Origin of the sequence: Aeromonas sp. MdU4, from assembly GCF_041929505.1 — a bacterium.
In the GTDB taxonomy this organism is placed as follows: domain Bacteria; phylum Pseudomonadota; class Gammaproteobacteria; order Enterobacterales; family Aeromonadaceae; genus Aeromonas.
Map to the genome: position 1 here is coordinate 398,003 of NZ_JBHFMW010000024.1, position 19,831 is coordinate 417,833.

Sequence of the window (19,831 nt, forward strand, 5' to 3'; positions counted from 1 at the left end):
AGGCCCGGCATCTGCCGGGCTGCGTCTTTATTTTCCTACAGTAGCCATATAAACCTCAGCAAAGCTGATGAGACCAAGATATTTCATCATGCAGTCCAACCTGTCAATAAAACCGATAGAGACAAGAATGTTGCTCGTTTCATCATCCCCCCTCTGTTACATTATTAAAATACTCATCCACAGTTATATACTCTGGGACACTCATTAAATATTTCAGAGTACAAAAAAAGGGGGCTAGCATTACACGCCACAAAACTAGCATGTAATGCCAACCATAAAATTTGTGATATAGATAAAATCACAATCTTTTTGAAAAAAAACCTACTCCAGCATTATCGAATATTAGGCGGTGGCCATTGCTACTTTCGAACTCAAAGCTCATTGGTTTATTCCCATCAGGCCAATTGATAAGTCCTTGCCATTCCCAACCATGAGGATGTTCTAGACCAACTAGAGATTGAGCGGGCAATCCGACGACTCTCACTCGATCCCAACCTGATCGGCTAAACAAACGAACCAAAACACATTCAGCTCCATCCAAAGCCACAACACTAATTAGCTGATGGAACACAACTTGGTGCAAACCGAGTAATATTGGACCATCAAGGCAATAGCCCTTACCGCCGTTGTTATCAACATACGTCTGTCCGTCGACCCGATAACTTATGTAGAAACGAAAAGGATCATGTACTGGCAAGCATGAGGTAGACCATATTTCAAGACCATCCCCTAAGGTTCGTTCGAAGGTCGCTTCATAGGGCCGCCATACCCCATCCTTATCCTCCCCGTGAATGGTTACCAACTTTCCAAAGGCAAGGTTTTTCAGGCAAATCCACACTCTGCTTCCTTGACTATGGTGTTGTACTCTCATGTCTGCATGACTGATTGCGTAGTAAAGGCTAACGGCATGCTGTTCCTGAATTAGGGAGAGCGGCTCATAATAACGCTGACGATAGTGACCCGGAGTAACCCCAAGCCACTTTCGAAACACTCGTTGAAAACTGGGGGCATCCTTATAACCTAAGCGCTGGCTTATTTCGCTCGTAGTAAGTCGCCTGTCCGAGAGCAAGCTCTGAGCTTGGCTACGCCGAACTTCTTCGAGTAACTGATTATAGGTAGTGCCTTGGTCACCCAATTGCCGTTGCAACGTTCGGACTGGGGTTTGACGAACTCTGGCTAACTCGGCAAGAGTAAGAGGATAAGGTAGAGACTGAAGCAGCTGCCTCTTGACCTGCTCTAACATTCCCTGTGGTGAGGTCGTAAAATGTGACAGACGATGAAGCATATATCTCAACGCCCCCTTCATTGCCATTAATGACCCAGAAGGCATGCTATTAAACTGTACCGTATCAATGTGTAATGTAGGAGTTCGGTGATAACGGCAAGAAAGAAGAAACGAAGGAAGTTCTTGGGATATACCACGGACTTTCGGCCAGAGTAAGCGCCACTCAAGATCGGGATAACAATACCGAAGACTCAAATACCATAGCTGGATCAACCACCATAAAGATCCATGATTTGGTTCCTCACTGAGCGGGAGAAAGTTGATCGTAAGCCCGAGGTCAGATACGTGCCACTGAGCACACCAATCTAGTCCCAGCAGTGAAAGGCTTTCCCCCCACAACTGCAGTGATGCACTGCTATCCTCCGCACACAGCGCCGCCCCCTCTACTAGCCTAAGCAAGTCATCACATAACCAGTTGAAATCCCCCAAAGTGATGACATCACTCCCCATAGAGAGAGTCAGTTTCTGTACTACCCAACGCCACTCTTGATCGGCCAACACCATGCCTCCTGTTTAAAAATCGCCAGCGTAGTTGAATCAAGAGAGCAAGTGTTAGTAAAACACGCAAACAGTATCGACTTGTGAGAGTTCAAGCAAAAAAGGAGCCCATTTTGAACTCCTTTAATTCGATGCCTTAGGCCAGAATCGCCACTGCTGGAAACAGCAGAAGCAAATGGAATAGCAACAGGATCTGGGTCGGATAACCCTGCACCTTCCCCATCATCTCTTTTGTTCCTTCTGCTAACGCATCGCTATTACGGTAGCAAGGCAGAACGAAGAGTATGGCAAAACCGAGGTAGACCATACCGGCACCAATCTGGTCCACAGTTTCATACTGTGACATCGCTAAATCAATCAAGGGGTTCCCAGCCATGCCATCACGTTTAAAGCGGATAAACCATCCGAACATGATACCTACTGTTGTCATACCAACTGGCGCCAGGGCAACGACTCGCAGCTTACTCTGAGCCATCCCTATCGCCCTCAGCCGCTTTTCGAGGCAGATGAAGCTGATCAGGGCCCAGTGGAATGACCAAAAGGCCGCGACCAACAGCATGATCAGCAAGCCTGGGAAGCGATTTGACCGAAAGCCCGCCATTCCCAATCCAAAGTAGAACACAATGACTACCACTGCAGTTAACCATATCCTCCACAAGTGAGCCTTCAACATCCCCGAGAGATAAGCGTTGTAACTGCATACGCCTCCCCGCAGGTAGGGATTATTGTTGACCTCACTCGAATCTAGCTCTGGGTCTCTACGCAGCGACTGCTTCAGCCACAGACGATAACGGGCCCATTTACTCGTCATCTGTGTCGAAAACGTCTCCCGCTGCTCGAAGAACCGGCCGGACTCTTGTTTCGTCTTCTCTTGTTCCATGTCGTTTTCCTTGTTGTCAAAATCATTCATTCGCCAGACAGTCCACGCAAGATCCGCTGCACGCTAGAGAGGCTGATCCCCGTTCGACGTGCGATTTCGGCCTTGGCTAATCCCCGTTCAGCGAGTGACAGCACCTCCTCCCCTTTAGCCATGGCGGTCGGCTTGCGACCTTTGTAGACCCCACGCTGTTTTGCCATAGCAATCCCTTCTGCCTGACGCTCCAGCATCAGCTCCCGCTCAAACGTGGCGATGGCTCCGATCATGGTCAGCATCAGTTTTCCGGTCGGTGTCGAGGTATCGATACCCAGATTCAAAATCCTCAGAGCAACCCGCTTAGCGTGCAGGTACTCCGAGATCTCCAACAGGTGGCGAGTGTTGCGAGCCAAGCGATCCAGCTTGGTCACCATCACCACGTCTCCCTCACGAACAAAATCCAGCATCAACGAGAGCTGCGGGCGGTCATCCTTAGCCCCGCTCACCTTCTCCTGAAATATCTTGCTGCACTCGGCCAGAGCCTGAAGCTGGGCATCCAGGCTCTGCCCCACAGTGCTGACACGTGCATATCCCACCAGTGCCATGGTCTCCTCCTGGTCAATAGGGCAAGGTACAATGACGCGGCGGGTCAAAAGGCCGAAAGGAACCCATGTGACCGGCAAAAAGTGCTGTTTTCGCTCGCGTCACACGGGCTTGGTCTATTGACCTGTGCCAGTGATACAAATGAAAACGGGCCGCTCCGTGATGGAGGGCCCGCAGGGGTTTTTAGGTGCCCATAAAGGGCCGAGATATCTGTTTACTACATATGTTAGAGCTACTCGCCGAGGAGCCTAATGACAAAGGGACTCGTTTTTATCTGAATAGTACATATGTACCATGCAGGTAGCGTCACCCCATCCTGACGAATTAACGGACTCGTTATGATCTGAATGGTACATATGTACCATGCAGGTAACGCCACCCCATTCTGTCAGCATGACGGACTCATAATTATCTGAATAGTACATATGTAGGTTGCAGGTTCGACTTAATGATGTGTTGTACTACCAGGCATCCGCAATACCTTAGCCAATTCAGCCTTCTTGACCTTACGTTGCTGGTGAATAAACAGAGTGCCACTGGTCAATACTGCCAAGGCCAAGGAACTCAGGATCATCTTCTTCATTAGTATTCATCTCCATTCATGTTGTAGAAGTGTGGTGGCATATAGCGAGCCATCATCGCGTTGACGATGACCGATGCAAATGCCGTCAATGCCGCTTTCAAGGCATCGAGCAGCAGGGCTTTCGTGAAGTCGTTCATAACAGTCACTCTTGGGAAATATCCAAGTGGTAAACCTCCATCCGGTAATAGGTGAGAAAGTTCCTCTCCCAGAGCCGGTAGAGGTCCATGGTTATGGCCAACGGCCGTTCTCCACACCAGAGCTGGGAGGCCAGCCCGGCGTTGAAGTCAAAATCGAGATCCTTTACCAGCTCGCCACCGAGGTAAGTGAACTCGGTGACGTAGGCCATCCCCCAGCTACCAGCCCGTTTTTCCAGACGGATTTCGACCGGACGGTAACCACCCGTGTCGGCGGAATAATCGGGACTGCGGAAGTTGAGAGTCAGGGCGGTGGCATCGGGGTGGAGGTCGATTAACTTGGCGAACAGAGCCTGTAGCGGTTTGGATGGGGTCATAGCAGCCCCCTGTCGGCAAACGAGACGATGTCATGCTGTCCCACCACAAAGTGGTCAAGCACTCTCACGTCTACCATCTCAAGCAGCTCCTTGAGACGAACTGTGACAGCCTTGTCGGCGTCTGAGGGATCGACCATACCAGAGGGATGGTTATGGGCCAGAATGACCGCTGCGGCGTTTTTGTTGAGAGCCGCCTTGACCACCTCACGGGGGTGAACGGTGCCAGCATTGATAGTGCCGAAGAACAGCTCTTGGTAATCGAGTAGCCGATGCTGATTGTCGAGCAGCATGACGGCGAACACTTCCCGCTCGTATTCACCCATCTTGAGCCGAAGGAAGTCTGCGGCCGCTTTGGGCTGAGTGAAGGCATGGCCCAGATGCCGCTGTCGGCTCTCCAGAATGGCCAAAGCTTGATTAATGATGTGATCGCCCTGTCCGGGGTGATCATCATAGTGGTGTGTCATAACAGTAACCTCGCGTCGTTTGGATACACGAGTTACTTATGCCAAGAACACTCCGCATTATTGATAAATTAAATACTGGACATTCAGGTATAAGCCAAGTGATGACTCACCCAGCACCCTCTTGTCAATATACCTCAAGCAATGTTATTAATTACTTGGGTTGATAATTCCAGGTAAAACAGGGTTCTGTTTAATCCACATGGTGTTTGGCAACACATTCGACTTACGGCAATCGATATAAGCCAAACGAAACCAACCATGAGGAAACACCTATGCGTTATCAACACGAAGTACACAGCAGCTATTTGTTAATGAGTCGCACACTGGCGCAAAGTTTGCTCGGCCAACACAAGCTGAATATTCTTTTTTCAGATTGTGACCATGCTGGCACACAAGCATTGTGGATTGTGCCTTGTGATGAAAATCCGATTCAGGGCCGTCTATTCGGTGAATTAAACGTAACACCGCAGCAGATTGCCAAAATCCATGAAATCATGGACTTTTATGGCGTTGATGGCGGTGTTGCCCAGAATACGATGGCTACCGATATGGCTCCATTACCGGTATTGAGATGCGTTGCAGATACTATCTATCATTGCGTCAGATAACGCCAAATTACTTGAGCTGCTTGCTATAACCACAAGGGGTCCTTCGGGACCCATTGTTCATTCAACAGTTAAGATTACCCAACCGATTGCAACACCAAGCGAGGTAATTAATCTGCCGATTTCTATGCATTAATACGATCTTCTCTATGCTACCGATGATAAGAAAAGTTCATAGATATGCCTCAAAATCGGCAGTTGACCATAATCACCTCTTCCCCCTCCTGTTATTAGGCTGGGGAACAATGATGCCAATTAACCCCACTTAATTCTGATGGCTCAATCCCCCCTGCAAGCCTTTGAGCAAGATATCCAGGAGTAGGCTCTGGATACGGTTGGCCGCCTCGGGCCGAGAGAGGTAGTCCAGCGACATGCCGTTCTGGATATCCATCCGCTCGATCACGGCCGCATCAACCGCCTTGGGATAGTCACCCAGCATGATGGCGTCGCGGGGGTTATTTCGCACCTGATCCATCAAGGGCTGGTTTTCCGCAATCTTGCTGGCCATCCCCTGCAGCCAATCCAGCTTGTCCCCATCAGTCACCTCTGTACCGAACAGATCGTTCAATTGCTCCAAGATGTGAGAGAGGAAGTCTTTCTTCTCTTCTTTTGCTTTGGCACTGCCGAGCGCCGAGATGCCCTGCAAACCATTGCCGCTTGCATCAGCTTTGAGCTTGAGATCCTGAGTTCGCTTGGCCTTGAGGTTGTAATGGCTCAGCAACACTTGAGAGAGATCAATCTCGTCCTCCTCCAGCACCTCCTGACGCAACATCGGCAGCAGGTGGCGGGCGAACACGCAAAGCCGCTCCAATGATTCGTCATCAAAGGCGGTGATCTGGGAGACAAACTCATAGAACCGCACATAGCTGTTGAGATCTTTCTTGAAGAGATCCAGCTCGCCCCTGGCTTCGGTCGCTTCTTTGACCCGCCGTTCAGCATTTACCTTGTCAGTCGCAGACCCGCCTTCACGCTCGATGCGTTTGAACATCTGGCGACACTCCCGCACAGCTTCACTCGCCAGCTTGTAACGTTTGGTGAACCGCTCGACTGCCGGTTTAATATAACCGGGCAAGGCTTCGGCCCCACGCTTGGGATCGAAATAGGCATCGCTAAACGCCTCCACCTCGCTCCAGGTAAAGATGCCCGTCGCTTTCAGCTTGTGGAACAGGTCATAGACTAGATTGGGATCGGAGACGGTATCGAGGGTGGCTGTCTCAAAATATTTTTGGAACTCCTCCAGCACATCCTGCGGATCATTCACGAAATCGAGCACAAAGGTGCTCTCCTTGCCAGGATAGGTGCGGTTGAGGCGAGAAAGGGTCTGGATGCAGTCCACTCCTGTCAGCTTCTTGTCCACATACATGGCACACAGCTTGGGCTGATCGAAACCGGTCTGAAACTTGTTGGCCACCAGCATCACCTGATAGTCCTGGGTATCGAATGCCTTACGCATGTCCCGCCCATTAAGCTCGGGGTTCATGTTCCGCTCGTTAAAGCTCTGCCCTTCCTCTTCGATGTCGCCAGAGAACGCCACCATGGCACGAATAGCACCATAGCCCTGCTCTGTTACATACTTGTCGAACGCCAGCTTGTAGCGAACCGCCTCCAGCCGACTCGACGTCACAACCATCGCCTTGGCCTGCCCTCCCAGAAGATTGGCCACGTTGGTGCGGAAATGCTCAACGATGATCGCCACTTTCTGGCCGATATTGTGCGGGTGTAGCCGCACCCACTTGGATAGCCTGATGCGAGCCTTCTTGGCATCCACTTCCTTATCTGCCTCCTCTGCCTTCATGGCGAGTTTGTAGGCAAGCGAATAGTTGGTGTAGTTCTTCAGCACGTCGAGGATAAAACCCTCCTCGATCGCCTGACGCATGGAGTAAACATGAAATGGCTTGGGCTTGTTATCCGGGCCAAGCGGCATCGCCGGGTTCGCTGGGCGGCCAAACAGCTCCAGCGTTTTACCCTTCGGGGTTGCCGTAAAGGCGAAGTAGCTGATGTTCTGACTGCCACCGCGAGCGGCCAGCGTCATGTTCATCACATCTTCGCCACTGAGCTCCTCTTCCCTATCCAGCTGCTCGGCCATCAATACCTCACGCAACTGACGCGCCGTGCTGCCGGTCTGGCTTGAATGCGCCTCATCGGCAACCACCGCAAAGCGAGAGCCTTTCAGCGTGGTCGACTCCTGAATAGCCTTGAGCACATGAGGGAAGGTTTGAATGGTGACGATGATGATGGGCGTGCCACTGGCCAGTGCATCGGTAAGCTGTGCTGACTTGGAGCCATCTCCCTCTTCACGGTTGATGCGGCTCACTACCCCATCAGCATGGTCAAACTGGGCAATGGTCTCTTGCAACTGGCTGTCGAGCACCGTTCTATCGGTAATCACAATCACCGAATTGAACAACTTCTCCCCTTTATCTAGGTAGAGCGAGGCCAGCTGATGGGTCAGCCAGGCAATAGAGTTGGATTTGCCAGACCCCGCCGAGTGCTGGATCAGGTACTTCTGACCAGCCCCCTCCTGCCCCACCGTGGCCAACAAATTCTGAACCACTTTCCACTGGTGATAGCGAGGAAAAATCATCGTCTCTTTCTTATTCTGCCGCCCCAGCTCATCCTCTTCCACCTTGACCTCAAGGTGCAGATAGCGGCTCAGTATCCGCAGGAAGTTATCCGGTTGCAGGATCTCTTGCCACAGATAACCGGTAGCAATACCCTCCTCACCATTCACTGGCAAGGGCTGATCATTGCCCGCCCCACCCTCACGGGTGCCCTGGTTAAATGGCAGGAAGAAAGTCGAGTCGCCCGCCAGTTTGGTGGTCATCGCCACCTCGAACTGATTCACTGCAAAGTGCACCAGCGCCCCGCGGCGAAAACTCAGTAGTGGTTCATCACGCCCATTGGTCTTGGGCAAACGATCTTCCCGATACTGTTTCTTGGCATTCTCCAGCGACTGCTTGAAGCAAGATTTGAGCTCCAGTGTCGCTACCGGGATGCCGTTCAAAAAGAGGGTCAGATCGATACGGCCATCATAGCCATGGGGGCTATAGACTAACTCGGGCACAACCCGCAGCCGGTTGGCTTGATAACGAACCAGAAGCTCGGGATTCAAGTCATGATCAGGCTTGAAGCTGGCGACCTTGAGTCGATGGCCGCGATCTTCAATCTGATTACGCAGCAGCCACAGGGTTCCCCCCTCACTGCGTTTAAGCTGGCGTACCGCACCGTCCAGCAAGTGGCGTTCCGGCTGCTCGCCATAGGTCTTGCAGAATTTCTGCCACCCCTCAGGCTGGCTCTCTTGCACAAAGGCGATCAAGTCTTCCGGGTAGAGTGCTCGCTCTTTGTCGTAATAAGATGACGACCCCACCAGCCAACCCGAAGCGGCCAGCTGCTCGATGATATGGTCTTGAAACGCCTTTTCCCGTGCTTTGTTATCCATTGTTATTCCAAATCATATTCTTGTCGCTTTTATTCATATCCAGCTGAAAACGGATTGAATTGCATCACCGATTGTTCTTTCCACTCATCGCGCTACCGGGGACACGATAGTCCATTGCATCGCTTTTCCTACTTTTGACTTTATCCAGCAAGCGGCCTTTACAAAAGCGACACAGCTTTTTGGTGCTGCCATCAGAGAAACGGTAAACCCAATGCTCCATGTGGTTCACTTTGCACTGCTGGCATTTAGCTAGCCCCGTTTCCCTCATGCCTCTCATCGTAACCAGCTCCACTTTCGGCTTTTTCACCACGGGTGTGTTACGATTTTTTTCTACCAAGGACGTTACGTGTGCACCATCTGTCAAATCTAACTTTTGTATACCAGATGTTGATTCGGTTACTTTCGGTACAATATCCCAGTTATGACGCTTCACTAGATGCATAAATAGACGGCTTTTAGACACTACCTCATGACATAGATTGCAGATAATCTCTCGTCGATTAGCGTTTCTCATACACCCATTTCCTAAAGCATGTGTGACCAAGTAAGCGTTATAACCGCTTTCATAACGAACTAAGGCTAGTTTCTGAGGCTTCAACCAAAAAGGGTGAGAGCACATCCCGGATAACAGGCCAATCCTGTGAGAAAAAATCGGAGATCGGCTTATGTAGGTCAGCACAAAAACGATCTTCATCCATGCTATCGCGCTCGTTAAAATTTAATAATTTACAGCTATAAATGGTGGTCGTCGAATTAGTTAGACTCGATTTTCGGCCATAGATACGTGTCCATTTTTCATTATCAATGACATGGTTAAATAGTTGTTTACGAAAATGTTTCAACGCGCTGGGACCAATCTTCAGGGTCAGTCTTATATCTGCAGAATTAAAGTGGAATTCAAACAAGAGCACCCGGCCACTTTTGGTCCAGGTTGAGCTTTGCATTTCTGGCTCACGGCGATCCCATGGCAGGTAGGCATAACGAGCTGATGTAGAGGTACTGATATCTTCCACCCATTGATGTTCAGCTAAGTAAGGGGCTAGCAAATCATTGAGCCACTGTTGCTGCCCCTGCTTACGGTTAGCCTGCTGGGAGGTATGTTCAAAAATCAGATCCAGGGCTTTTTGGTGCTTCTTGTAAATGCGGCGGCAAAGCTCCGCAATCTCGGTATCTTCCATAAAATATCGCTTGAATAAGGTGATGTAGTGCTCAATGCCGATACGGGCTGATGGCGGGATCTGGTGGCCATAATCGGTGACCAGTTCGCTCAGGCATTCAATCACCTGGGCATAGCTCAGGTTTAACCAACCATCGCGACTGGCCTCGCTACCGTCGAGGGTCAAGAAGACAAAGACCTTACGATACTCGGGATAGCGGCGATGTACGGACTGCTCATACCGTTCCAGTTGATTGCCGTGCTCACCGGCATCAATCTTGTTCTCGATAACAAAGACCTGACGGTTTTGCTCGCTCACCAGCAGCAGATCGATACGATCTTGCTCGCGAAATACCTGCAAGTCGTCGTAATCGCAGAGATCGATATCGAGCAGGGATACTTCGCCACTACGCCGATCCGGCAAGTCATAGAGCAACCTTGAAAGCAGCGACTCAAAGAAGCGAGAACCCAAGCCATGGGGCTCGCGGGGATTAAAGAGGGTGCCGAGAAAGTGGGAGTGGCGGATCTCCTGACGCACCATCCCCATCGCTTCAAACAGGTTGAACTCCGAGACCATGCCTCCCAGCTTATCGAGCTCCTTGCTATCGAAAATCAGCTCGGTTAGCCAGCGGTACTGCTCGTCATTGCTGGCTGGAGCGATAGCATCAGTCGCCCCGGTTTGCGGTAGTGAACTCACGCAGCAACCTCTTCTGCTGGTGGCTCCCAGCCCCGCAGATCGATCTTGCCGGTGACGGCGGCGGAGATCAGGGCTGTGCGGCGTTCTTGGAGAATCTTAATCTGCTCCTCTCCAAGCTGCTGTAATCGATCAAATCGTTTCGATTTTTCATCTAATACTTCTACGATCGCCTTTTGCTCAGCCCTTGGTGGCAACACAACTGGCATAGTTTTCAGTAAGTCTTGGCTCAGTGATGCCCGAGTTATCAAATTCATTTCTTTAATGAAAAACGCACGAAGTAACTGGTTTGAGAAATAATATTTTGAATAGTTGGCATCCAAATCATTTGAATTAGGACGAAATCTAATCAAGAAACCCGCAAAGCAAGCATTTTCTATTGTTTTCAAACACACCGATGCAAAACCAATTTCCTCAATCGTTTCTGACGTTCGAGTGAAAAGTACATCACCGGCTAACAGGGAATACCTTTTTCTATTCTCAGGAGTTGACTGTACCAACCCACTCCCTGTCTCAGGTAACACCCTATTTTTGTAGGCATCACCGTAGCTCACAAATGGATAACCAGAACCGAATGCCTCAGCCCCGATATTAATACCATTCTGGCAATAGCCTAGATGCCGCAGCGGTTTGACAATCCAATGCTCTGGCACTTGGCCGAGCCACTCAATGCCGGAGTCTTTCATAGGGGCGTGTGGGTTCAGGCCTTTGGTTACGGCATGGGAAATCACCGCCTGCCGCTTCTCTTGGAGCAGACTAATCAGCCGCAGTTGTTTGGCAATTAGTTCATCGATCCGAGCGGTCTCGTAGTTGAGAAATGCGGCAATTCTAGTTTGTTCTATAAATGAGGGCGCTGCATATATAAAATTAACGAAAGTGTCTTGGTACAGATGGAGTATTGTACTACCAGTCTTATAGTAATCTACAAAATCCTTGAATACTTTTGACTGTAGTAGCCAAAAATAAAATTTCGTTGCCAAATTTCTGCTTAGTGGTCGAATAACAAAAACTCCACTATTCAAAGTGGCTTTATCATTCACTTTTAGATTTTCCACCAGAGCAACTTTGCCGATTGTTCCATCTTTAGTGATCAACAGATCCCCATTGCGTAACTGTATATAGGGATCTTGTTCATATCGCTCTATATCACAGTGATAACAATCACTCCAATTTATGGATTTACCCTTAAAATCAGTTCCAGTAACTAAATACGGCCCCTCATCAGTAAAATCATCTGATTTTAAACCATGCCAACCAACACGGGCTTTAACTGATGCCTCATACTTTACTTTTGTCAATCGCCAGAGTTCAGGGTAATTACCAACCCAAACAAGTCCCGAATCAACGTATCTTTCATACACCTTAGTGCAGTTCATGAATGCACCTCCGCCAGCAGTTGCATGATCTCCTTGGCGACCGCATCGAGATCGGCATCGATGTCCTCCAGATCACGGGGTGGCTGGTACTGGTAGAAGTGGCGGTTAAAGGGGATCTCATAACCGACAATGCCAATCTGGCCATCGAGCGGGTCGGTCTTGCTGGTGTCGATCCAGGCATCCGGCACATGGGGCAGCACCTCACGCTGCAAATACTCGTGAATGTCTTCCCCCAGCGGCACGTTTTCGTTATCGCGCAGATCCGGGTTGGCTTCCGGCTCGCCTTTGCTTTTACACACCTCGGCGGCGTCGTCCTGCTCAGCCAGATGGTTCACCAGAAGCTTAAAGGTCGGAGCAGGCAGCTTGACCTCACCCAGCAACTTGGTCAGCTGCTTTTTAAACTTGTCGCGGGAAAGCAACTTGGCCTCAGCGAACTGGCCCAAGGCAGTCAGGATGGCGGATTGCAAGGTACCATCGAGCTTGGCCCATCCCTTGTCGGTAGTGAGGCTGGCAAGACGATCGGCATCCTGCGGATAGAACGCCAGTTTCAGCGGCCGCTCGATGGTCAGACGGCGATAGCCAAAGGCGCTGGCGGGGAAAATCTTGGCAATCGGGCTCTCTTCATAGCGGCTATAGAGGCTGACAATCTCGCTTAACGCCTCATCGCTCAGCTGCTTGCGCTTGGAACCCAACGATTTACGCATCGGGCTGTGCATATCGCTGGCGTTGATCAGCAGCACCTTGCCCTTACGCTCGGCCGGTTTGTGGTTGGAGAGCACCCAGATATAGGTGGCGATGCCGGTGTTGTAGAACATATCGGTGGGCAGGGCCACCAGTGCATCCAGCAGGTCGTGCTCAAGGATATAACGGCGGATCTCACTCTCGCCACTGCCAGCCCCACCGGTAAAGAGCGGTGAGCCGTTGAGGATAATTCCGATCTTGGAGCCCGCACACTCGGCCGAGGGTTGCTGCATCTTGGCGATGAGGTGCATCAAAAATAGCAAGGAGCCGTCAGATACCCGTGGCAAGCCTGGGCCAAAGCGGCCGTTAAAGCCCAGCTTGGTCGCTTCATCCCGCACCTGCTTTTCAACCTTTTTCCAGTCCACCCCGAATGGCGGGTTGGAAAGACAATAATCAAAGGTCTTGTAGGGCAACTGGTCATCAGACAGGGTATTGCCCAGCTTGATGTTGCTGATCTCCTGCCCCTTGATCAGCATGTCAGCCTTACAGATGGCGTAGGACTCGGGGTTGAGCTCCTGACCGAAGGTGGCCAGCCGTGCGGCGGGATTCAGTTCGTGCAGATACTCCATGCCGCAAGAGAGAAAGCCACCAGTCCCCGCAGTGGGGTCATAGATGGAACGCACAATGCCCGGCTTGCCGAGTGCCTCGTCATCACCGGCAAACACCAGGGAGGTGGTGAGCCGCACGATATCGCGAGGGGTAAAGTGTTCACCGGCTGTCTCGTTGGAGCTTTCCGCAAAGCGGCGGATCAGCTCTTCAAACACCAGACCCATGTGGTAGTTATCTACCGCTTCTGGGGAGAGATCCACGTTGGCAAAAGAGCGAACCACCTTGTAGAGCAAGTCGGCATCTTCCAACAAGTTGATGCTGGCATCGAAATTGAAGTGCTCGAAGATCTCCCGGGCATCCTTGGAAAAGGCCCGCACATAGGCATCCAGGTTATCACCGACATGGGTTTCACCCAGCTTGGCCAGTTCCAGCGGTGAGCTGTTGTAGAAGGCGTGGCCACTGGCATTAAGCAGCAGCTTCTCTTTGGCCAGCTCCGGCATGGCTTTGGTGGTATCCACCATCGCCAGCACCTGGGCCTTACTCGGTGCCAGCACGCACTCAAGACGACGCAGTACGGTAAAGGGCAGGATGATGCGGCCATACTGGGACTGTTTGAAATCACCGCGAAGCAGATCGGCAACCGACCAGATCAGGCTAGCCAGGGAAGAGATATTGGTGGTCATCGGGATTCTCAAAATACGGGGAACTGCCGAAGCATATTCAGGAGCAAACGGAAATGCGGGCAGTTTACCACAGGGAACTGGCTATGGGCGTGATCCCAACCGTTATCCTCAACCCTTTCTTCCCCACTTTGGCCACCAAACCGAACACCCTGCCGTATTTTCATACTGACACGCCGATTTGGTGCTGGCTTACATCCCCATTAACAAAGCGAAATCAGCCTTAAAAGACATACCCTCTGCCGATTTTTGGGCTAATTTAGAGAACTTTTCATTTAGTTAACCACATGAAAAAGTTAAGAAATATGCTAAAAAAACTGGCGAGTAAACCTGAGGGCTTACATCTCGTTTTGGCACGGGGAAAGTGTCGAATCAGAAGGGACTCATAGGTGTAAGTTGAGGGGCTTCTCCGGCTAAACCTTTACCCTAACTAGAACGCTGCATCTCGTTTTTGTATATGCAGCTTTTTTGAAGCCGAGCGAAGAAGGCTAGGATTATCAAATCTGACCTCAAATTGCAAACCCTCCGTTTCGGATGTTTGATCTCAAAAACAGTATAAAGGCAGCAAAAGCAATGCTTTCACTCTTGTTGTGTATCCATCCCTGAGTATATTTCGACCTTGTGTTGGGTAATTTACGTCCCCGTGGCCATGAAGCCAGCTCCCATGATGGATTCCTGGTGGCCACTACCTCAGCATCTGGCAACCCTTTGTTCGAACGTAGACGGACCGCCGATCAGCCTTTGAGATGGCAGATCTAGCCAGTCAAACAATGAGTTATTAATTGATTGTCAAACTGGAGAGAAATCATGTCTCAACATACAAATTGCGATCTCGAGTTCGCTTTGGCCGAAGCAGGCTATCCGCTCAACTTCGAACTTGCCGATATCAAGGCTAAATTCTCTATTCTTGATGTCACTTCAGCCCTTACAGGGCAAGACGTAGAACAACTTGGTGAGATCTATCGGCTGGATGATCGCAGTTGCCCGCTGTGCGGACATAACGATTGTTTCACCTTATATCCTGAAACAAATAGCTTTCACTGTTTTAGCTGTGAAGAGAATGGTGATGTCCTCGACCTCATCGTCAAATACAAGCAAGCCCCAAATGTCTACGATGCTGCTCGCGTGCTGCTACTGGGAGAACTGGATGCTAGTCCCACTACACCGAAGGTCGTGCCTTTGGAACAACCGGTCTACACAGCTCCACCAGCTCGCCTGCAGGAGCTATTCAATCTGGCTGCCCGCCACTATCAAACTCGTCTGGACATTGAGGAGCTGGTAGAACTGCGTGGCCATTCTGAGGAGGTGCTAGTAGGGCTGGACATCGGTTTCTCCGGTGGCCTGAACAAAGCGTTGCGGGATGCTGGCTTTTCCCAAGAAGAACGGCTGGCATCCGGTCTAGTCAAGCCCCGCAAGGATGCACCTGACCAACTTCGTGACTTCTTCCCGAGCGGTGTCTATGTGTTCCCGCACTTCGACCGCAACGGACAAGTCAGTCGCTTCACCTTCAAGGACCCAAACAAGCAGCACCAGTTCCAACTACCGAGCCGCAACTGGCTTAACGGCGTTCAGTTCTACGGGGAAGAGAGTCTGAATGCCCCTGGCCCTGTCGCCCTGATAGAGGGAGAGAATGACCGGCTGTCGCTGGTCGATGCCGGTTGGCCAGGTCCCGCACTAGCAACCATCGGAACACTGTCACAGGCCCAGTTGGAGTGGCTTGGACGTGAACTGGCCGACCGAGACGTCATGACCTTCTTCGACACTGATGAAGCTGGTGACAATTACCGCACCAAGGTGGCTCGGCTCGGCCTCAAGCTGACTCAGGTCAAGCTGCCAGATAGTGTGAAGGACATCGACGAGTATCTGCACGGCGACAATCCACTCCCTCTGCAGGAGCTGGTAGCAGCATTTACTCTGAGAGAACCTATAGTTGAAGCCACGGGTACACAAAATGATGATCTGCAACCAGAATCCGTCACAATTGTCCCCCGTCAGTCCATCTTGGCAGTCGAGTTCCACGACAGCCGAAACGCTGAACGGCTTGTTGAACTATGCGGCCATGACCTCAAGTATGTGCCCGAGTTTGGCAGTTTCCTCTGCTTCAATGGGACCTACTGGGAACTAGACAACCAAACCCCTTTGTTGATGGCCAAACAAGTAGGAGAAGAACTCCACCAGATTGCAAAGCAGCTACTCGATACTGCCAAAGAGAAGGATGACGAGAAGGCCATGGAATGGGGCAAGATGGTTCGCAGCTATGGCACCCGTTGCCTCAGTCGGGCGAGCATCCAGAACATGCTGGAGTTAGCCAAACCGATGCTGCAGATAAAACTCGCCGAGCTCAACGCCAACCCCATGCTACTTGGTGTCGGTAACGGGGTTATCGATCTGAACTCTGGATGTTTCCTTGCTGCTCGTCGAGCCCATTTGCTGACCAGTGCCAGCCCTGCTGTTTATATCTCGGGGGCTACTTGTCCACGCTGGGAGCAATTCATCAGTGAAATCACGTGCGGAGATACCGAACTGGCCACCTTCCTGCAACGCTGCGTGGGCTACTGGATAACAGGCCGTACCGACGAGCAATTGTTGTTCTTCCTCTATGGTAATGGCTGTAATGGAAAGAGCACTTTCATGTCGGTCATCCAGCAACTGCTCGGGGACTATAGTCGGCAGATCAACAGTAACGTCCTGCTGTTTAACCGCAATGCCAGTACCGGTCCGAACCCATCGTTGACAAAGCTGGTGGATGCCCGACTGGTAGTAGCTAATGAGCTGCCAGAGGGCTCTCGCATGGATGAGAACCTAGTGAAAGCCATGACGGGTGACGACATCATTGTCGCTCGGGCCCCTTATGCCAAGAGCGAGATGGAGTTCCGCCCCCGTTTCTCACTTGTCATGGTGGGGAACCACAAGCCTGTGATCCGGGATACCAGTCCCGGCATGTGGCGACGGATGATGATGATCCCCTTCAATGCAGCGTTTACGGGAGAGCAATTAGACCCGTACTTGATGCAGAAGCTTCAGGATGAACTGCCAAGTATCTTGAACTGGGCCATCCAAGGCACCCAGATGTGGCTGGCACAAGGGCTGAAACGGTCGATGCCAGCAAACATCAAAGCCGATGTCGAGAGCTACCGTGCCGAATCCGATCTGGTGGGAAGCTTTTTGGAAGAGTGCACTCAGCCAAGCAGTAACTACAAATGCACCATGGACGAAATCTACGCTGCTTTTAGCCGCTGGGCTCAGCAGAACGGAGAGTGGACCATGAGTAAAATCATCCTCAAGAAAAAACTTGTGGATAAGGGGTTCGAAGCAACACGCTACCGTAACAAGGCTGCAATTATTGGGATTGTGTTACGGGATGATGCATTTGATGCTTATCCAAGTGCATCCCCCGCGCTCCGTCTTGCATCAAATCAGTAACATTTTCGGGGCCTGCGGGCCCCTTTTCGTTGTCGGTTATGGACCACATCACTACCCCATACTGAAGCGGTACTCCGTGATCCTTCAACGTCATAACATAAGCTGTGGAAATCGGTATCGATGGGACGATGGTTGCTAAACCACCATTGCTGTATCAATTTAGGTTCGGCGTGTGCGATACCAAGTCACTCCACCTGAGGGAGATAGCCGCTTGTCTACTTCGAAGAGCTGGGAACAATGAATGACCTCCCGCCAACTACTACATCCGTACAGCTTGGGGGATAACCCAGGACGTCTTTGGCCGATACTGCGGATGGCGTCATGTAACGGTACCCAGCCGTCGTTGCCTATTAAACGCTCTTCACATTTAAGCTGTTGGACTATGGTGGTGTTTTCCCAATTATCGACAGGCTGACCGGGCAGGATTCCGGAGAGAGCAAAATGTTTTCCCTCAGCGGAATTCATAAACTCGTACAGTTCGTTCTTGGCTTTTTCGGCAGTAGTCAGGAAGGAATGTAACGCATCTCTGTTGTCCTTGATGATGTTGGCTACCGTCGCCAGAAAGTCGATTGCCTCCTGGCAACTGGCCTCAGAGTTCAACCCGAAGCGTGACAGGAAATGATGCACCAGCTCATTTCGCAACTCGACCAGCTGTTTGAGCTTTTCGCTCATCCATTCCCCGTCTTCCAGACCAACGCTAATGCTGATGTACGCTCGACCGTTCAGAACATCTTCATCAATTTCTTGCTCTTCCCCCAACATCGTTCTCTGGTTCCACTGACCAACCAATTGACCCAGAGTCTTACCGCCTAGAAGCTGTCGGTCTCGCTCTACGTTAGCAACCAACTCATCGGAAAATCCGCTCACCTTCAGAGTGGGCAGGGCTGCTTTGAGCATCAATTCAAACTGCTGTAACTGGAGGAGACATCGTCCGTACTCCAACGCAATTTGCTCTTTCAAGTCATTCAAATCAGATTGTGCCGTGTCAGGCCTATTGTGTTCCAACGGAGCTCTTCCTTGTGCTCATTAGCATCCAGCTAATAGTGGCTATTTGAGTTGAAGTACCAACTAGATCTTCACCAATGTAACGCGTTCATAGTGCAGCTTCGATAGCGGCTTGTAACTTCTCGACTGCTACCCCACCACCATATCGGTCATAACTGATCGCTCCGTTGGTATGACCCAAGATCGCGGCAGCAAATTGAAGAGGAATACCTTTATCTTTCAAAATTGTCGCTACCGTATGTCTCAAACTGTGGAAATCTTTAGGCACCGGCCGGTTGCGGCTGAACCACTGCCCCCAAAGGTGGCTATAGCCGTCTTGGCGATGGGGCAGTTCGACGAAGAGCCTTCCCCCCACCCTCCCTTGCACAAACGCCAGGAAGCCCGCCTCCAGCACCGCCGAATGGATTGGAATGAGCCGCTTGCTGTTGTCTGTCTTGAGCTTCTGGTCGGGTCTACCAGACTGCACTTTGATACACCAGATGTTATCCACCAGCACCACATCATCGGCATAGAGCTGGCAGATCTCGTTGGCTCGAGCCCCCGTGTAGAGCCCCAACAGGGCTATCCAGCGGCGATAGGGCTCCTGCCTTTTCGCCCATTGGATGAACCTCTGCCTCTCCTCCATCGTGTAACCACTTCTGGCCTTTGTCTCTTTGACCCGCTGCAACTTGAGCCCAGCGAAGTGGTTGACGATCCCCTCCTGATGGTTAGCTAACCAACTAAATAACAGGGATAGCTTCTGCAGATACTTGTTGATGGTGGCCGGGCTCTTGCCAGAGTTCAGCAACCCCTCCTTGAACTTGACCACATCAGCCTTGCTGTAGCCTGCCGCTGGCTTGTCGCCGATAGCCTCGATAAAGGAACCGAGATAGTTTTTCTGGTTCTTTCGCTCTTTGGGTGCCCAGGAGAGGGCCTTCTCTTTCTGATAGCGGTCACTCAGGACCGACAGGAGCGGAGCACGCGGTTTGGTCGCCGGAGTCATCGGCTGGGCTACTGATTGCTCATGTGGGGCAGCAGGCAACTGAATGGGCTTGGGTCTGGAACGCACACAGGCAAGCAGTGTCGCAACAGCTGCACGGGCCGTCAGCTTGTCTCGGGTATGCAGGGATTTTTTGATCTCTTTGCGGCGACCACAGGGGAGCGTAGTGACTTTCCGGTAATACCAGATGCCGTGGGGACTGAGCCAGAGATTCATCAATGAGCTCCTCATCGTCCACATAAAGTGGATGACCAAGGGCGCTTGGAAGGTAACTTATTGAATTGCAGAAACAAGTGGTGGCCCTACCAGCCACATCCCGGCACTCGAGTCCCCCGCCTTGGCTGCTACCTTCCGGTCCTGACCAGGTCGACGGGTTATCAATGCGAG

Annotated in this window: 15 protein-coding genes and 1 other RNA gene; 2 read left to right on the top strand and 14 right to left on the bottom strand. The window is 51.1% G+C overall.

From position 1 onward, the window contains the following. Positions 1 to 298: 298 nt before the first annotated feature. From ACE1BR_RS15365 to radC, 6 genes are all read right to left on the bottom strand, one after another. Positions 299 to 1,783, bottom strand: coding sequence for a helix-turn-helix transcriptional regulator (locus ACE1BR_RS15365; protein WP_374871700.1), 1,485 nt, complete (start codon positions 1,781 to 1,783; stop codon positions 299 to 301). A 136-nt stretch (positions 1,784 to 1,919) separates the two neighbouring features. After that, positions 1,920 to 2,663 (bottom strand): hypothetical protein, encoded by a 744-nt coding sequence (locus tag ACE1BR_RS15370; protein WP_374871702.1) that lies wholly within the window; start codon positions 2,661 to 2,663, stop codon positions 1,920 to 1,922. A 26-nt stretch (positions 2,664 to 2,689) separates the two neighbouring features. Then, positions 2,690 to 3,241 carry a recombinase family protein gene (locus ACE1BR_RS15375; RefSeq protein ID WP_016350879.1) on the bottom strand — a complete coding sequence of 184 codons (552 nt, stop codon included), beginning with the start codon at positions 3,239 to 3,241 and terminating at the stop codon, positions 2,690 to 2,692. Between the two features lie 580 nt (positions 3,242 to 3,821). Continuing rightward, complete coding sequence (locus ACE1BR_RS15380; RefSeq protein ID WP_324040465.1) at positions 3,822 to 3,959, bottom strand: hypothetical protein; 138 nt, start codon at positions 3,957 to 3,959, stop codon at positions 3,822 to 3,824. A gap of 5 nt (positions 3,960 to 3,964) precedes the next feature. Continuing rightward, a complete protein-coding gene (locus tag ACE1BR_RS15385; RefSeq protein WP_374871705.1) occupies positions 3,965 to 4,333 on the bottom strand; it encodes a DUF2787 family protein in 369 nt (122 codons plus the stop codon). Beyond that, entirely contained in the window at positions 4,330 to 4,797 is a 468-nt protein-coding gene (gene radC / locus ACE1BR_RS15390) for a DNA repair protein RadC (RefSeq protein WP_374871707.1), read from the bottom strand. Before radC ends, ACE1BR_RS15385 begins: the two co-directional genes overlap by 4 nt. Positions 4,798 to 5,069: 272 nt before the next feature. Between radC and ACE1BR_RS15395 the strand changes: the two genes are divergently transcribed. Continuing rightward, entirely contained in the window at positions 5,070 to 5,405 is a 336-nt protein-coding gene (locus ACE1BR_RS15395; RefSeq protein WP_374871709.1) for a hypothetical protein, read from the top strand. Between the two features lie 262 nt (positions 5,406 to 5,667). Here ACE1BR_RS15395 and ACE1BR_RS15400 read toward each other — a convergent pair whose 3' ends face one another. From ACE1BR_RS15400 to ACE1BR_RS15420, 5 genes are all read right to left on the bottom strand, one after another. Beyond that, on the bottom strand, positions 5,668 to 8,841 hold the full coding sequence (locus ACE1BR_RS15400; protein WP_374871711.1) for a type I restriction endonuclease subunit R: 3,174 nt from the start codon (positions 8,839 to 8,841) through the stop codon (positions 5,668 to 5,670). A 64-nt stretch (positions 8,842 to 8,905) separates the two neighbouring features. Further along, on the bottom strand, positions 8,906 to 9,355 hold the full coding sequence (locus ACE1BR_RS15405; RefSeq protein WP_374871713.1) for a hypothetical protein: 450 nt from the start codon (positions 9,353 to 9,355) through the stop codon (positions 8,906 to 8,908). A gap of 49 nt (positions 9,356 to 9,404) precedes the next feature. Further along, the gene (locus tag ACE1BR_RS15410) at positions 9,405 to 10,694 is read right to left on the bottom strand and encodes a PD-(D/E)XK nuclease family protein (RefSeq protein ID WP_374871715.1); all 1,290 of its coding nucleotides are present in this window, start codon (positions 10,692 to 10,694) and stop codon (positions 9,405 to 9,407) included. Beyond that, positions 10,691 to 12,067 carry a restriction endonuclease subunit S gene (locus tag ACE1BR_RS15415; RefSeq protein WP_374871717.1) on the bottom strand — a complete coding sequence of 459 codons (1,377 nt, stop codon included), beginning with the start codon at positions 12,065 to 12,067 and terminating at the stop codon, positions 10,691 to 10,693. Before ACE1BR_RS15415 ends, ACE1BR_RS15410 begins: the two co-directional genes overlap by 4 nt. Further along, positions 12,064 to 14,040, bottom strand: coding sequence for an N-6 DNA methylase (locus ACE1BR_RS15420; protein WP_374871719.1), 1,977 nt, complete (start codon positions 14,038 to 14,040; stop codon positions 12,064 to 12,066). The genes ACE1BR_RS15415 and ACE1BR_RS15420 overlap by 4 nt, the downstream gene beginning before the upstream one ends. 804 nt (positions 14,041 to 14,844) lie before the next feature. Between ACE1BR_RS15420 and ACE1BR_RS15425 the strand changes: the two genes are divergently transcribed. Beyond that, entirely contained in the window at positions 14,845 to 17,460 is a 2,616-nt protein-coding gene (locus ACE1BR_RS15425) for a phage/plasmid primase, P4 family (RefSeq protein ID WP_374871721.1), read from the top strand. A gap of 159 nt (positions 17,461 to 17,619) precedes the next feature. On the opposite strand, the gene ACE1BR_RS15430 is transcribed toward ACE1BR_RS15425, so the two are convergent. The 3 genes from ACE1BR_RS15430 to ffs form a co-directional block, all read right to left on the bottom strand. Further along, the gene (locus ACE1BR_RS15430) at positions 17,620 to 18,465 is read right to left on the bottom strand and encodes an OST-HTH/LOTUS domain-containing protein (RefSeq protein WP_374871723.1); all 846 of its coding nucleotides are present in this window, start codon (positions 18,463 to 18,465) and stop codon (positions 17,620 to 17,622) included. A gap of 88 nt (positions 18,466 to 18,553) precedes the next feature. Continuing rightward, positions 18,554 to 19,660 (bottom strand): tyrosine-type recombinase/integrase, encoded by a 1,107-nt coding sequence (locus ACE1BR_RS15435; protein ID WP_374871725.1) that lies wholly within the window; start codon positions 19,658 to 19,660, stop codon positions 18,554 to 18,556. An 84-nt stretch (positions 19,661 to 19,744) separates the two neighbouring features. Further along, positions 19,745 to 19,831, bottom strand: an RNA gene (ffs, locus tag ACE1BR_RS15440) — signal recognition particle sRNA small type; the annotation flags it as partial.